Here is a 14,709-nt window from a genome sequence, read left to right on the forward strand (position 1 = left end):
CCCCTGTGCGCCACCGTGGGGTGGTCGGCCCCGGCGTAGACTGCGTTTTTTGTGAGCATCGAACGCATTCCGGCCGCGGTCCTGGCACATGTGCTCACCGTCGAGGACGACATGGTCCGCCTCCGGCGCGACATCCACCGTGACCCGGAGCTGTCCTGGCAGGAGACGCGGACCACCGGGCGGATCCGCGAACGGCTCGAGATCGCCGGACTCTCCCCTCGCCCCCTGGTGCCCACCGGTCTCGTCCTCGACCTCGGACCGACCGATCCGACCTACCGGGTGGGCCTGCGCGCCGACATCGACGCACTGCCCCTGCTCGAGAAGACGGGCCTGCCGTTCCGGTCCCGCACCGAGGGCGTCAGCCACGCGTGCGGGCACGACGTCCACACCGCCGCCCTCTACGGGGCGACGCTGGCGCTCCACGCCCGCCGTGACGAGCTCGACGCGCGCGGGCTCGGCGTGCGCATCATCTTCCAGCCGGCCGAGGAGACGATGCCGGGCGGGGCGACGCGGCTCGTCGAGGCGGGCCTGCTCGACGACCTCGACGCCGTCTTCGCCCTGCACTGCGACCCGGGCCGCGACGTCGGGTACGTCGGCCTCAAGCGCGGCCCGATCACCGCGGCGAGCGATCAAGTCACCGTGCGGTTGACCGGCCCGGGCGGCCACACGTCGCGGCCACACCTCACGGCCGATCTCGTGTACGCCCTCGGACACCTGGCCACGGCGTTGCCGGGTGCCATCTCGCGACGCCTCGACCCGCGCGCGGGGGCCGCCCTCGTGTGGGGGAGCATCTCCGGCGGCTCGGCCCCCAACGTCATCCCCGACGAGGGCTGCGTGTCCGGCACGCTGCGCATCCTCGACGTCGTCGCGTGGGAGCGGGCCAGACCGCTCGTCGTCGAGCTCGTCGAGCAGATCGTCGCGCCCTTCGGCGTCACGGCCCACGTCGACTACACGCGTGGCGTCCCGCCGGTGGTCAATTCCCCCGACGGCGCCGACGCGATGCGCATCGCCGTCAGCGAGGCCCTCGGCGGCGCGGCCGTGCAGGCCGCCCAGCAGTCCCTCGGGGGCGAGGACTTCGCGTGGATGCTCCTCGATCGGGGCGGCGCCTACGCCCGGCTGGGGACCCGGGCGCCCGGCGGGCCGACCTACGACCTGCACCGGGGTGACCTCGTCGTCGACGAGCGCGCCGTGCTCGTCGGCGCGAAGGTGCTCGCGGCCCTGCCGTTCGCGTCGCTCGCGGTCCGGGAGGCCGAGCGCGAACTCGGCTGAGCCGTCGCCGACGGCCACGCGTCCGGCGGCCGCGGATCGACCGAGGGGTCAGCCGCGGGGCCGCTGCTCGAAGAGGCGCGCCCGGAGACGGTCCTGCGCGTCGAGCCGGGCGCCGTCGAGGTCGAGACGCCGGGCGAGGACGGCCCGGCACACGTCGTCGTCGCGGGCGCCCGCCGGGGGCGGCGGCGCCACGTGGTCGCTCAGCTGCGCGGCCAGCTCGCCCGCGAGCCGCGCCCGCAGGTCCGGGTCGAGCTGGGCGCCGTGCCGGAGGAGGCGGCGGGTGCGCGCGACGAGGTCGGGCGGCAGGGCGCCGATCTGAGCGTGCGCGGCCCACGACGCGAGTGCGGGCGGCATGACGATCGGCTCCGGCGCCCGCAGGGCGCGCCGGTCGCGGGTGACGACCGTCCCGGCCGCGAGGTCGCCGAGGCGTTGGGTGCGGGCCGTCGCGAGGGCGGACACGAGGGCGGGCCCGCCGGCGAGCAGCCACACCTCGACGAACCCGATGAGGTGGCGGGTCAGGTAGCGGCGGAGGTCGGCGGGCCCGCCGTCGGCGCGGACCGTGCGCAGACCCGTGATCCGCTTGCCGAGGGTCCGTCCGCCGGTCAGGTGCTCGGTGACCGCCGGCAGCAGGACGAGGACGCCGACGGTCGCCACGAGCCCGACCCCCGCGCCGAGCGCCTCGTCGAGGCCGGAGACGACGTCGCCGAAGAGCAGGACGGCGACGACGAGCACGACGACCGCGAGCACGACGTCGACGAGGCCCGAGAGCACCCGCAGGCCCAGTCCGGCCCCCGGCAGCTCGACCGCGACGGCCTCGCCGGTGACGAGCTCGTCGCGTCGCGCGTCCGTCACCACGCCGACCACCACCTTCCTCGCCACTCGGGCCGACGGGCCCGCCCGCCCCGGTCGGCTCCACCCGGTGGTCGTCACCCGGCGGCGCGGTCGTGTCCCCGCGGCGACGGGGCCACCAGCGTGGACCGCCCCCTCATCGGCCAGGGTAGACGGGCCGGTCGCTCCGTGCGTCCGGCGCGGCCTGGGTACCGTGGTCGGGTGGATCACGACGCGTACGTCGACCGGCGCCGCGGCCGCTGGGGTCGGCTCGAGGAGCTGGAGCGGAGCCCGCGGCGCACCGGGGCCGACGTCGACGAGATGCTCGACCTCTACCGCCGCAGCGCCACCGACCTCTCACGGATCCGCACGGAGGACCCCGATCCCGACACCGTCGGCTACCTGTCGGCGCTGCTCATGCGCGTGCGTCGCCGCGGGCTCGCGCCGCGTCGCGTCGCCCCCGCGGGGGTCGGCCGGTTCTTCGGCGCCACCTTTCCGGCCGCGTTGTACCGCAGCGCGCGCTGGTGGGTGCCGACGATGCTCGTCAGCCTGGCCGTCGCGGTCGCGATGGGCGCCTGGTTCGTCGCGCACCCCGAGTTCGAGGCGGCCGTCTCCGACCCCGAGACCGTGCGCCGGCTCGTCGAGGTCGACTTCGAGCGGTACTACAGCGAGCACGCCGCGTCGAGCTTCGCGTTCCGGGTCTGGACGAACAACGCGTGGGTGGCCGCCCTGTGCATTGCGTTCGGCGTGCTCGGTGCGCCCGTGCTGTACCTGCTGTGGCAGAACGTCCTCAACCTCGCCCTGACGGGGTCGATCATGGTGCGCCACGGCCGGGGCGAGCTCTTCTTCGGCCTCATCCTCCCGCACGGGCTCCTCGAGCTGACCGCGGTCTTCGTCGCGGCCGGCGTCGGGTTGCGCTGGTTCGCGTCGTGGGTGAGTCCCGGTGCGAGGCCGCGTACCGTCGCCGTCGCCCAGGAGGGGCGCACGAGCGTCGGCATTGCCGTCGGACTCGTCGGGGTCCTGCTCGTCAGCGGGATCGTCGAGGCGTTCGTCACGCCGTCGCCCCTGCCCACGTGGGGGCGCATCGGCATCGGGGTCGCCGTGGAACTCGCCTTCCTCGCCTACGTCTTCGGGCTCGGCCGGGCCGCCGCCCGCCGCGGCGTGACCGGCGACGCCCAGGACCAGGAGGCGCTGGCCCCCGCGTCCGCGTGACGCGCCGGTGCCGGCCGGCCGGTCGCGAGCGCCGGACTCAGAGTCGCCCCAGGTCCTTGAGCTGCAGGTAGTGCTCGGCGAGTACCCGTGGGGCGTCCTCGGGTTCGGCGTCGACGACGTCCACCCCGAGCCGGCGCAGGACGTGCGCCGTGCGCTCCCGCTCGTCGAGGTCGTGCTGCGCGGCGGCCGCCAGGTAGGCGTCGTCGGCGCGGCCGCCGTCCTGCCCGGTGCCCACCCCGCGCGCCAGGCGCTCGAGCTCGGGATCTCGCGTCGAGGCGAGGACGACGGCGTGCCGGCGCAGCAGGGCGGGCAGCACCGGCAGCAGCCCCTCCTGCACGGTGACCGGGTCGAGGGCGGTGACGAGGACGACGAGGGAGCGCGGGCGGGCGCCACCCGTCGCGGCCGCGACGAGGGCCGGCCAGTTCGCCTCCACGAGCGCGGGCTGCAGGGGCGCGACGGCCTCGCTGCAGCGGGGCAGCACCTGGCCGCGGCGGGCGTCGGTGACGCGGGCGCGCACGACCTGGTCCCCGGCGACGACGTCGATGGCGTCGCCCGCCCCCGCCGCGACCGCCGCGAGGAGAAGCGTCGCCTCGATGCCGGTGTCGAGACGCGGCGCGTCGCCCACCCGGGCGGCGCTGGTGCGCGACGTGTCGAGGACGATGACGACGCGGCGGTCGCGTTCGGGACGCCACGTGCGCACGACCGTGTCGCGTCGGCGCGCGGTGGCGCGCCAGTCGATGCTGCGGACGTCGTCGCCCTCGACGTAGTCGCGCAGGGAGTCGAACTCGCTGCCGCGGCCGCGGACGCGGACGACGGCGCGGCCCTCGATGTCCCGCAGCCGCGACATGAGGTCCGGCAGGTGGCGCCGGGACGCGAACTCGGGCAGGACGCGGACGCTGCCGCCGATCGGCGTCGACCGCTGCCGCCAGGCGAGTCCGAGCGGGCCGGCCGTGCGCACGGTGACGCGGTCGGCGGGCCGGTCGCCCCGGCGGGTCGGGCGCAGCCGCGTCGCCACGGCCTCGGTCGCGCCGGGCGCCAGGTCCAGCCGGTGCCGGGTCTCGTGCGCCCCGGCCGAGGGCACCCAGGCGTCGCGCAGCACGGCCCGGACGCGTCGGCGGCCGGTGTTGGTGACCTCCAGCGGCGACGCGCCGTCGTCGAAGCGCCGCAGCGGGGGTGTGGTCCCGCGGGCGATCGCCAGGGTCGCCGTGCGGGGGGCCAGGAGCAGGTCGAGCGTGACCAGCGCGGCGACGGCGAGCACCCACCACCGCACCGTCGCGCCCGACGGGGCGAGGGCGAGGGCGACAAACCCGCACAGGACGAGCAGGACGGCCCTGCCGGTCAGGGCCATCGCGGCCTCCGGGGAGTCGCGTCCGTCATCGGGTGGTCACCGGCCGGCTCATCGCGGGACGGCCACCGAGCGCAGGGCGACGTCGAGGACGGCGTCGGCGTCGAGTCCGTCGAGCTCGGCCTCGGGGCGCAGGGTGAGCCGGTGGGCGAGGGTGGCGTGCGCGAGGGCCTGGACGTCGTCGGGGGTGACGAATTCGCGCCCGCAGAGCCAGGCCCACGCCCGGCTGGTCGCCAGCAGCGCGGTCGCGCCGCGGGGGCTCACCCCGAGCTCGACGGCGGGCAGCGTTCGGGTGGCCCGGACGAGGTCCACGATGTACCCGGCCACGTCCGACCCGACGCCGACGCGACGGACCCGGTCCGCCGCGGTCAGCAGTTCCGTCGGCCCGCAGACGGCGCGCAGCCCGGCGGCGCCGAGGTCGGCGGGGTCGAAGCCCGCCGCGTGCCGGCGCACGACCTCCACCTCGTCGTCCCGACCGGGTAGAGCCACCGACACCTTGAGCAGGAAGCGGTCGAGCTGCGCCTCGGGCAGGGGATAGGTGCCCTCGTACTCCACCGGGTTCTGGGTCGCGGCGACGAGGAACGGCTCGGGAAGCGGGTGCGCCGTGCCGTCGACGGTGACCTGACGCTCGGCCATGGCCTCGAGCAGCGCCGCCTGCGTCTTCGGCGGCGTGCGGTTGATCTCGTCGGCGAGGAGGAGCTGCGTGAAGACCGGGCCGGGTCGGAACGTGAAGTCCGAGCCGTCATAGACGAGCGAGCCCGTGATGTCGCCCGGCATGAGGTCGGGTGTGAACTGCACCCGCCGCGTCTCGATGTCGAGGGCGGCGGCGAGCGACCGGACGAGAAGCGTCTTCGCGACGCCGGGCACCCCTTCGAAGAGCACGTGGCCGCGCGCGAGCAGGGCGACGAGCACACCGCTGACCGCTGGACCCTGGCCCACGACCGCCTTGGCCACCTCGTCGCGGACCGCGTTGACGGCCGCCCGGAGCGCGTCGTCGTCGACCGGGTCGGGGGCCGCAGCCCGCGAGTGGCCCTGGTTCTCGGCGAGTGTCCGGGAGTCGGCCACCTCGGCTCTCTCGAGCGGGTGCCGCGGCGCCGTCGGGGGGCGTGGCTCGTCGGACGGGTGGCTCATGGGCGGTCGACCTCTCGTTCGAGCCGGCGCAGACGCGCGGCGCGGGCGGGCAGTTGCGCGGGAGTCACGTCGACGCCGGTCAAGGTGTCGCGGACGTCGTCGGGGGGCAGGCCGGTGCGTTCCGCCGCGTGGCGCGCGACGATCGCCGGGTCCTCCTCGGGCGGCAGGCCGAGCCGGCGGGCGATCCGCTCGCTCGTGCCGCGCCGGAGCAGGTCGAGCGCGTGGCGGGCGTCGCCGCTGCGGGCGTAGAGGCGAGCGCGGGCGTGGACCGTCTCGACGGCCGGCACCACCGCGGGCAGGGGCTCGACGACGAGCGGACCGAAGCGTCGCCCGCGCCACAGGCAGAGGGTGAGCAACGCCACCCCGGTCAGCGCGACGCCGGGACCGAACCAGGCGGGCACGACGGCCGTCCCGGTCGGCAGGGGGGCGCCGTCGTCCGGCGACGGGAGGTACCAGAGCACCCGGTCGCCGTGCCGCAGGGTCCGCAGGGCCACTGCGGCGGAGGCGTCGTCGTCGCCGATGGCCTCGTTCGACAGGGCGGGTGACAGCCCGAGCACGACGGTCTCGGGTCGGGTGCCGCGGGCCGCGACGCGGACGTACGCCCCACCGTCGGAGGTGCCGTCGGCGTCGTCGGTCGGGGTCTCCGAGTCGGCCGAATCGGCCTCGACGTCGGGTCGCAGGCACACGTCGCCGGCCCCGGTGGCCCGGTAGAGCGGCTCGCCGACGAGGTCGATCGTGTCGCCCGGGTCGACGTCGGTGCTCGAGCACCCGCCCCGCAGGGTCGGGGCGAGCACCGGGCCGTCCGCGGGGGCGACCGGCACCCCCAGGTGGGTCAGCGTCTCCTCGGCGGGGTCGAGCAGCACGAGGCGGCGGGCGCCGCGGGCCGAACGGGTCACGCCGTCGGCGGCGGCGGCCGACAGCGAGCCCGCGTGGGTGACGAGGAGCGTCGTGCCGGAGTCGACCCGCGCGGCGCGGAGGGCGGCCGCGCCGCGCACCGGCTCGACGCGCACTCCGTACGAGCGGTCGAGGACCTGGGCGAGCGCCCGAGCGCCCTCGGGGTAGGCGCCGGTGGGGTCGAGCGGGATACGTTCCTCCGGCGCCGAGCCGAGCGCCACCACCCCGCCGCCGAGGAGGACGAGGGCGGCGATCGCCACCCGCCGGCCCCACCCGCGGCGCGGTCCACTCCGTGACGACGATCGGGCCGGGGTGCGCTCGGGGCGACCTCCGGCGGGGCCGGCGCTCGTGCCGGGGGAGCCGGTCGGCGCGCTCATGGTGCGTCCCGGGGCGCGGGGACGCCGCGGTCCGTGGGGGTGGCGGTCGCACCGATCCCGGCGTCGACGCGAGGGCGTTCGACTCCCGGCCCGAGTCGCTGTTCCACACCGAGGATCGCGAGGGCGTCGACGGGCTCGGCGGGGGCGTCGCCGTAGCGCACTGCGTCGAAGCGGGCCGCGGCCGCGCGCAGGTCGTCGGCGAGGTCGGGGCGGTGCCCGGCCACCTCTCGCGCCACGGCCCCCGCCGTGCGGTTGGGTGCCGGGGTCGCGACGCCGAGCTCGGCCCCCCGGGCGGTGAGCGCCCGGTAGGCGTCGAGGACCGCGTCGTGCGGCCGCCCGCCGCGCAGGTGCTCCTCCGCCCGGCGGCGGTACTGCGCCGCGGTCGTGCCCGGCTGCAGATCGACCCCCGGCGGGGCGGCCGCGGCGGCTCGTGCGGCCCGCCGCGCCCGCACGCTCCGCCAGGCGACGAGCGCCACGAGGGCCAGCAGCAGGACCCCGCCCACGGCGAGGGCCCCGGTGAGATCGCCCTCGCCCGTGCCGACCGACATCAGGTCGGCGAACCAGCGGCGCACCCGGCTCCACCACGTCGTCACGTACTCCGGCCGCGCCAGCTCGTCCCGCAGTTGCCGACGGGCCTCGTCGGGGGCGGGTGGCCAGGCGGCCGCGGGGAGCAGGGGCGGAGTCACCGGCGGGGGCGGTCCTGAGGTGACTCCTGCGTCAGAGTCGGCTCGCCGGGGAAGGCGCCTTCGGTGCGCAGGCGGCGGTCGAGGTAGAGCAGGGCGGTGACGCCGGCCCCGAACGGCTGGGCGACGGCCTGGACCGCGACGGTCAGCAGACCGACGACCAGGAGGACCGCGGCGGCCGCCGCGGTGGCCTCGCCCAGCCCGAACCCCACGACCGCGGTGAGCAGGCTGACGGGGACGACGAGCGCCACCGACACGATCCCGGTGACGATGCTCGCGAGCAGCAGCACGCCGAGGGTGCGCCAGAACGCGCCCCGCACGAGCCGGAACGACCGCTTGATCCCCGCCACCGGTCCGATCCCCTCGAGCACGATCGCCGGGGCGGAGAACGCGAGGAACGTCCAGAGCACGGCGAGCGCGACGAAGAAGCCCACGAACAGCCCCACGACCAGCAGGACGAGCGCGAACACGCTCTCTCCCCCCGGGTCGCTCGACAGCGCCCCGGCGCCGAGGGCGAGACCGATGCCGATGAACGGGAGCGTGAGGAGGGCCGCGCCGAGCAACTCGAGGAGGAGGAGGCCGATGAGGGCCGGGATGCGGGGGCGCAGTCGCGTCCACGTCGCGCCCGGGCCGGGACGCCTCCCCTGGACCGCCGCGGCGACCGGGATCATGAGGAACCCGGTGAGCAGCCCCGACAGCAGGCCCGTGACGATCTGGAACACGTTGATCGGGACGTCCGCCGCGCTCGTGGTCCAGGGGTTCGCCTGACGGAACATCTCGCCCGAGATCACGCCCGGAATCGCGGCGAGGACGCCGACGACGAGGAAGAAGGCGAAGCTGACCCCCAGCATCGTCCTCGGGTTGTAGCGCATCGTCGCGAAGGAGCCGCCGAGGATGTCGCCCACCCCGAGGGGACGCAGCGGGACGATGCCGGGCCGGACCTCCGACCACGTGTCGCCACCGGGGTACATCGGCCCGCGCGGCGGTGGGGAGGGCTCCGGCGGCAGCGAGGCGGATCCGCCCGGCGGGGGGTACGCCCCCGGCCACCGTCGATCCGGTGCGTCGTCCCGTCGGTTCTGGGGGCGGTCGTCGTCGGACACGTGGTCCCTCCCGTGCGGTCGCGGCCCTCCCGGACCGGTGTCGGTCTTCGCGCTCCTGCCCGTCCATCATGACCCACCGGTGGCCGGGGTCCCGGGAGGCGCCGGCCGCCTGTGGAACCGCGGGCGGCGTCGCGCGGGCCGCGACCACGGTGGGCGAGGCCGGCGCCCGGCTTGCGATGATGGGGTCGTGACTGAGCGACGCGAGCAGGTGGTGGTGATCGGGGGCGGCCCGGGTGGCTACGAGGCGGCCCTCGTGGCGGCCGGGGTCGGGGCCGAGGTGACGATCGTCGAGTCCGGGGGGATCGGGGGCGCGGCCGTGCTCACCGACTGCGTCCCGAGCAAGGCGCTCGTCGCCGCCGGCGGCTACCTCGGCCGGCTCGTCGACAGCGCCGCGAGCATGGGTGTCCACTACGAGACCCACGTCGCGCCCGAGCTCGCCGACGACCCCGACATCGAGCTCATGGGCGCCGACCTCGGCGAGGTCAACGACCGCATCCTCCACCTCGCGCGGGCGCAGTCGGACGACATCCGCGCCGGCCTCGAGGCGGCGGGCGTGAGCGTCGTCGTCGGGCGCGGCCGGCTCGCGTCGCCGACCCGGGTCGAGGCGGAGCTCGCCGACGGGTCGCGGCAGGAGTTCGACGCCGACACGATCCTGGTCGCGACGGGCGCCTCGCCGCGCGTGCTGTCCAGCGCCGTCCCCGACGGCGACCGCATCCTCACGTGGCAGCAGATCTGGGCGCTGCGCGACGTCCCGCGCCGCCTCGTCGTCATCGGCTCCGGGGTCACCGGTGCCGAGCTCGCGCAGGCCTACCTGCACCTCGGCACCGAGGTCGTCCTCGTGTCCTCGCGCGACCGGGTGCTGCCCGGCGAGGACCCCGACGCCGCGGAGGTCGTCGAGCGCGTGTTCCGCGAGCGGGGCATGGAGGTCCTCAACCGCTCGCGCGCCGAGTCCGTCGAGCGAACGCAGGACGGCGTCCTCGTGCGGCTCACCGACGGCCGGCAGGTCACCGGCACCCACGCGCTGCTCGCTGTCGGCTCCGTTCCGCTGACGACCGACCTCGGTCTGGCGGACGTCGGCGTCGAGACGACCGAGAGCGGGCACATCGTCGTCGACCGCGTCTCGCGCACGTCCGTGCGCGGCGTCTACGCGGCGGGCGACTGCACCGGCGTCCTCCCCCTCGCGTCGGTGGCGGCCATGCAGGGCCGCATCGCCATGGCGCACGCGCTCGGCGACGGGGTCACCCCGCTCGACGTCGAGGGCATCGCGGCGAACATCTTCACCGACCCCGAGATCGCCACCGTCGGGCTCACGCAGGAGGAGGCCGACGCGCGCAACGACGTCCGCTCGTTGCGGATGTCGCTGGCCACGAACGCCCGGGCCAAGATGGAGGGCCTGACGGAAGGGTTCGTCAAGCTCTTCGCCGCCAAGGGCGGCAACACGGTGCTCGGGGGCGTCGTCGTCGCCCCCCGGGCCTCCGAGATCATCTTCCCGATCGCCCTGGCCGTGCACCACCGCCTCACCGTCGACCAGGTGGCCTCGACGATCACCGTGTACCCGTCGCTGTCGGGCTCCGTGGCCGAGGCGGCCCGCCGCCTCCACGTCGCGGGCTGAGCACGGCCCACCCGTTTCGACGGGGGCGTCCAGGGGCAGGACAGGAACATGACCGGTGACTCCCGGGCTCCTCCGGGAGCCTCGGGACGGATGGACCCCGCCCGCCGGGCCGGGGATCGGACACCGGGGATCCGCCAGGATCCCGCGCAACCCACAGGAGAACCGACATGGTCGATTTCAACCGCCTCATCGGCAAGGTGCGCCGAGCCGTCGCCGACAACCCCGACAAGGTGCGCTCCGGTCTCGACCGGGTGGAGGGCACGATCAACAGCAGGACCGGCAACAAGTACGCCGGCAAGCTCCGCCAGGGGCGCGGCGGCCTCGAGAGCGCGATCGGGGTGCCCACCCGGTCCCGCGACGCGTTCCGCGACGAGGCGAGCCGCCCCACCCAGCGCCCCGACACGGTGCACACCGACCCGGTCACCCCGCCCGAGCCGGTCGACCGCCCCGGCCCCATCCGGGACGAGCGGCTCTGAGCCCGGCCTCGACGCGGCCCGGTCGGCTCGGCCGACGCGCCTGAGCGACCCACGAGAGCGGGGCGCCACCCTCACGGTGGCGCCCCGCTCTCGTCGTGTCCGGGCCGGGTCAGTCGGCGTCGGTGATGGTCGCGAGCACGGTGCCGCTCGCCACCGTCTCGCCCACCGCGGCGGTCAGCCCCGAGACGACGCCGGCCTTGTGGGCGGTGATCGGCTGCTCCATCTTCATGGCCTCGAGGACGACGACGAGGTCGCCGGCGGCCACGGTCGCGCCGTCCTCGACCGCGAGCTTGACGATCGTGCCCTGCATGGGCGCGGTGAGGGCGTCGCCGCCGGCCGCGGCCCCGCCGCCGGCGCGCGCCGAGGATCGCCGGGGCGCCTTGCGGCGGGACCCGCCCCCGCCGGCGCCGCCGACCCGGAGGTCGCCCGGCAGGGTCACCTCGAGCCGCTTCCCGCCCACCTCGACGACGACGCGGGAGCGCTCGTCGACCTCGCAGCCCTCGGCGGTGGGGCCGGCGTAGGGCTCGATGGTGTTGTCGAACTCCGTCTCGATCCAGCGCGTGTGCACCGTGAAGGGGGCGTCCCCCGCGGGCGCGAACGCCGGGTCGTCGACGACCGCCCGGTGGAACGTCAGGGCGGTCGGCATGCCCTCGACGACGATCTCGGCGAGCGCGCGGCGAGACCGCTCGAGCGCCTGGGCGCGGGTCGCGCCGGTGACGACGAGCTTGGCGAGCATCGAGTCGAACGCACCCGAGACGACGTCACCGGCCTCCACCCCCGAGTCGAGGCGCACGCCGGGGCCCGACGGCGGGCGGAACGTGAGGACCGTTCCGGGGGCCGGCAGAAAGCCGCGCCCCGGGTCCTCGCCGTTGATGCGGAACTCGAAGCTGTGCCCGCGGGTGCCCGCGCGCAGCTCCTCCTGGGTGTAACCCAGCTCCTCGCCGTTCGCGATGCGGAACTGCTCGCGGACGAGGTCGATCCCCGTGACCTCCTCGGTGACGGGGTGCTCGACCTGCAGGCGCGTGTTGACCTCGAGGAAGCTGATGGTCCCGTCGGCGGCGACGAGGTACTCGCACGTCCCGGCGCCGACGTAGTTCGCCTCGGCGAGGATCGCGCGGCTGGCGCGGATCAGCTCGTCCTCCTGCTCGGCGGTGAGGAAGGGCGCGGGTGCCTCCTCGACGAGCTTCTGGTGCCGGCGCTGCAGCGAGCAGTCGCGGGTGGACACGACGACGACGTTGCCGTGGGTGTCGGCGAGGCACTGGGTCTCGACGTGCCGCGGCTGGTCGAGGTAGCGCTCGACGAAGCACTCGCCCCGGCCGAACGCGCCGACGGCCTCGCGGACCGCCGAGTCGTACAGCTCGGGGATCTCCTCCATCGTGCGGGCCACCTTGAGTCCGCGACCGCCGCCGCCGTAGGCCGCCTTGATGGCGACGGGCAGTCCGTGCTCGCGGGCGAAGTCCACGACCTCGTCGGCGCCCGACACCGGGTCCTTCGTGCCGGGGACGAGCGGCGCGTCGGCGCGGGTGGCGATGTGGCGCGCCTTGACCTTGTCGCCGAGGGAGTCGATCGCCTCCGGCCCGGGGCCGATCCACGTCAGGCCGGCGTCGATGACGGCGCGCGCGAACTCGGCGTTCTCGGCGAGGAAGCCGTACCCGGGGTGGACGGCGTCGGCGCCGCTGCGCCGCGCGACGTCGAGCAGCTTGTCCACGACGAGGTAGCTCTCACCGGGGGTCGACCCACCGAGGGCGTAGGCCTCGTCGGCCACCTTCACGTGCAGCGCGTCCCGGTCGGGGTCGGCGTACACGGCGACGGAAGTGAGGCCGGAGTCCTTGCACGCGCGCGCGATGCGCACGGCGATCTCCCCGCGGTTGGCGATCAGCACTGATGAGATGGGGGCCATGGGCCGGAAGCCTAGCGTCGGTTCGCACGTGCGGCCCGACGATGGCCCCGACTCCGGGCAGGGGCGGGCCGGTCCGGGGCGGGCGTGCGCGCCGGTCCCGTCCGCGACGCGCCCCACGGCCGCGCGTCGAGCTCGGTCCGGCCCGTCCCTGCCGGGGCCCGCAGCGCCGCCCGCAGCGGCGCGGGCGGGCGGTCTGCCCCGCCCGCCCGCCCCGCCGTCCCGGCGCCGACTCCGTCCCGGCGCCGACTCCGCCCACGCGCGCCCGTCCGGCCCTGCGCGACGGGCCCGGCCTCGCCGTCGGCCCGGCGGCAGCGGAATCAGGGAGTTTTCACGACAACTGCACTGCCATTCGCACCGCCGTTCGCATCATCGCTGGTCAGAGGCGTGGGCTTTTCGGGTCGGGGCCATTGCCCGTGCAGTTGTCGTGAAAACTCGCCCCGTGGCGGATCTCACCGACTGCCGCACGTCACGCGGGACTCCCATCGCCCGAGGGCGCCGTCACGGCCTGACCGCGGGTGCCGTCGGCGTGGTCGCGCCGGGGCAGCCCCGGATCCTGCGCGGCACGATCCACCCGATTCGAGGGGGAGCGTCCTCCTACCCGACCCGAGGGGGAGCGTCCGCGACGCGCTGCGGGACCGACTCGGCGTCTCCGTAGCGGAGCCCGTCGTCGGGGGACGACCGACGGTCAGCGCGGCGGGGCCCCACCGGACCTCGCTCCAGCGGAAGACGTCGTCGACGATCTCGAGCGGGGTCGGGCCGACCCAGGGCGCCGCGGTGTCCGCCGAGCTCCCTGTGGGTCCGGCGCGGGCGTTATACGGTTGTGACCATGTCCCGGGTCGAGGCACTCATGCTGCCCGCGGGCGGCCATTGCGTGCCGATGCCCGCGCTGGGGCTGCGGGTGCCTCCCCGCACCCCTCACTCGCTGCGCTGGAGGGCGGGGTCGCCCGAGGCGGTGGTGGCGCGGGCCGTCGGGCTCGGCCTCGGTCTCGACGTGGCCGCGGGAGCCGAGGACGTCGTCGCCGGCGCCCTGGCCGCCTCCCGCACCGACGAGGGGTCGGCCTTCGTCACCGTGACCGTCACCGCCGGTCCGGCCGGCCCGGGTCCGCGCGAGGCCTTCCTCGAGGCGGGTCGCCGGCTGCGCCACCCCGTGGTCGACCTCGCGCTCCTGCCGGGAGCACCCTTCGGCGCCGCCGCCGCCGCCGCCGCCGCGCCGCGCGGTGGTCCGTCGCAGGCCGACGTCGGCGACCTCGACTTCGATCCCTCGCCGGCGCCCGACCCGCGCCAGGTCCACGCGTGGGTGGACGCCTGGCGGGAGCTGCTCGCGCTCCGCGACGAGGGACGCATCCGCGTCGTGGGCACCGCGGGCGCCGAGGCCGTCGATCTCGCCCTGCTCATGGACTCCACGGGCGAGGCGCCCGCGGTCAACCAGATCGAGTTGCACCCGTACCGGGCCCGGCGCGACCTGCGGGGCTTCCACGCCCAGCACGGCATCGCCACCGCGGCCTTGCGGCCCCTCGCCACCGGCGCCGTCCTGCTGCACGAGCCCACCGTGCACCGCGTGGCGTTGGCGATGGGCGCGTCGCCCGCTCAGGTGGTCCTCGCGTGGCAGTGGCTCCACGGCGATGCGGTCGTGAGCACGGCGACGAGGCCGCGCCAGCTCCTCGACCAGGTGGCGTCCCTCGATCTGCGCCTCTCGCCCGAGCACGTCGCCCTGCTCGACGGTCTCGACGGCGGCACGCCCGCGCCGGGCCCGACCGGGCGCCCCGTGCCCCGCCGTCGCCGGGCCCTGCGGCGTCCGTCCGCGGCATTGCGCCGGTTCATGTCCCCGCGTCGCTGACCGAGTCGGGAACCGGGCCACCGTCGTTGTCGGCGCCGGCACGGG

General features: G+C 76.1%; 12 protein-coding genes. 5 read left to right on the top strand and 7 right to left on the bottom strand.

Annotated features, from left to right (window positions below; genetic code table 11):
* The first annotated feature begins 51 nt into the window (after window positions 1–51).
* Window positions 52–1,269, top strand: a complete 1,218-nt coding sequence (locus ICW24_RS15485) for an amidohydrolase (RefSeq protein ID WP_226346623.1) — start codon at window positions 52–54, stop codon at window positions 1,267–1,269.
* Between the two features lie 48 nt (window positions 1,270–1,317).
* Here ICW24_RS15485 and ICW24_RS15490 read toward each other — a convergent pair whose 3' ends face one another.
* A complete protein-coding gene (locus ICW24_RS15490) occupies window positions 1,318–2,124 on the bottom strand; it encodes an RDD family protein (RefSeq protein WP_226346624.1) in 807 nt (268 codons plus the stop codon).
* Window positions 2,125–2,319: 195 nt separating this feature from the next.
* On the opposite strand from ICW24_RS15490, the gene ICW24_RS15495 reads away from it, so the two are divergent.
* Window positions 2,320–3,309, top strand: coding sequence for a stage II sporulation protein M (locus ICW24_RS15495; RefSeq protein ID WP_226346625.1), 990 nt, complete (start codon window positions 2,320–2,322; stop codon window positions 3,307–3,309).
* A 37-nt stretch (window positions 3,310–3,346) separates the two neighbouring features.
* On the opposite strand, the gene ICW24_RS15500 is transcribed toward ICW24_RS15495, so the two are convergent.
* The 5 genes from ICW24_RS15500 to ICW24_RS15520 are packed head-to-tail and all read right to left on the bottom strand — an operon-like array spanning window position 3,347 to window position 8,839.
* Entirely contained in the window at window positions 3,347–4,657 is a 1,311-nt protein-coding gene (locus ICW24_RS15500) for a DUF58 domain-containing protein (protein WP_226346626.1), read from the bottom strand.
* Between the two features lie 48 nt (window positions 4,658–4,705).
* Window positions 4,706–5,785: an AAA family ATPase gene (locus ICW24_RS15505; protein WP_264176652.1), complete on the bottom strand. Its 1,080-nt coding sequence runs from the start codon at window positions 5,783–5,785 to the stop codon at window positions 4,706–4,708.
* Complete coding sequence (locus tag ICW24_RS15510; RefSeq protein ID WP_226346628.1) at window positions 5,782–7,056, bottom strand: DUF4350 domain-containing protein; 1,275 nt, start codon at window positions 7,054–7,056, stop codon at window positions 5,782–5,784. The genes ICW24_RS15505 and ICW24_RS15510 overlap by 4 nt, the downstream gene beginning before the upstream one ends.
* Window positions 7,053–7,742, bottom strand: a complete 690-nt coding sequence (locus ICW24_RS15515; protein ID WP_226346629.1) for a DUF4129 domain-containing protein — start codon at window positions 7,740–7,742, stop codon at window positions 7,053–7,055. The genes ICW24_RS15510 and ICW24_RS15515 overlap by 4 nt, the downstream gene beginning before the upstream one ends.
* Entirely contained in the window at window positions 7,739–8,839 is a 1,101-nt protein-coding gene (locus tag ICW24_RS15520) for a DUF7847 domain-containing protein (protein ID WP_226346630.1), read from the bottom strand. The genes ICW24_RS15515 and ICW24_RS15520 overlap by 4 nt, the downstream gene beginning before the upstream one ends.
* 187 nt (window positions 8,840–9,026) lie before the next feature.
* Here ICW24_RS15520 and ICW24_RS15525 point away from each other — a divergent pair, with 187 nt between their 5' ends.
* A complete protein-coding gene (locus tag ICW24_RS15525) occupies window positions 9,027–10,451 on the top strand; it encodes an NAD(P)H-quinone dehydrogenase (protein WP_226346631.1) in 1,425 nt (474 codons plus the stop codon).
* A 167-nt stretch (window positions 10,452–10,618) separates the two neighbouring features.
* The gene (locus ICW24_RS15530) at window positions 10,619–10,927 is read left to right on the top strand and encodes an antitoxin (protein ID WP_226346632.1); all 309 of its coding nucleotides are present in this window, start codon (window positions 10,619–10,621) and stop codon (window positions 10,925–10,927) included.
* A gap of 109 nt (window positions 10,928–11,036) precedes the next feature.
* Here the strand turns inward: ICW24_RS15530 and ICW24_RS15535 are convergent, their stop codons facing one another.
* On the bottom strand, window positions 11,037–12,827 hold the full coding sequence (locus ICW24_RS15535) for an acetyl/propionyl/methylcrotonyl-CoA carboxylase subunit alpha (protein ID WP_226346633.1): 1,791 nt from the start codon (window positions 12,825–12,827) through the stop codon (window positions 11,037–11,039).
* Window positions 12,828–13,653: 826 nt separating this feature from the next.
* Between ICW24_RS15535 and ICW24_RS15540 the strand changes: the two genes are divergently transcribed.
* A complete protein-coding gene (locus tag ICW24_RS15540; RefSeq protein WP_226346634.1) occupies window positions 13,654–14,664 on the top strand; it encodes an aldo/keto reductase in 1,011 nt (336 codons plus the stop codon).
* Window positions 14,665–14,709 lie beyond the last annotated feature (45 nt).

It is taken from the genome of Agilicoccus flavus, from assembly GCF_014857905.1.
Classification (GTDB): Bacteria; Actinomycetota; Actinomycetes; order Actinomycetales; family Dermatophilaceae; genus Agilicoccus; species Agilicoccus flavus.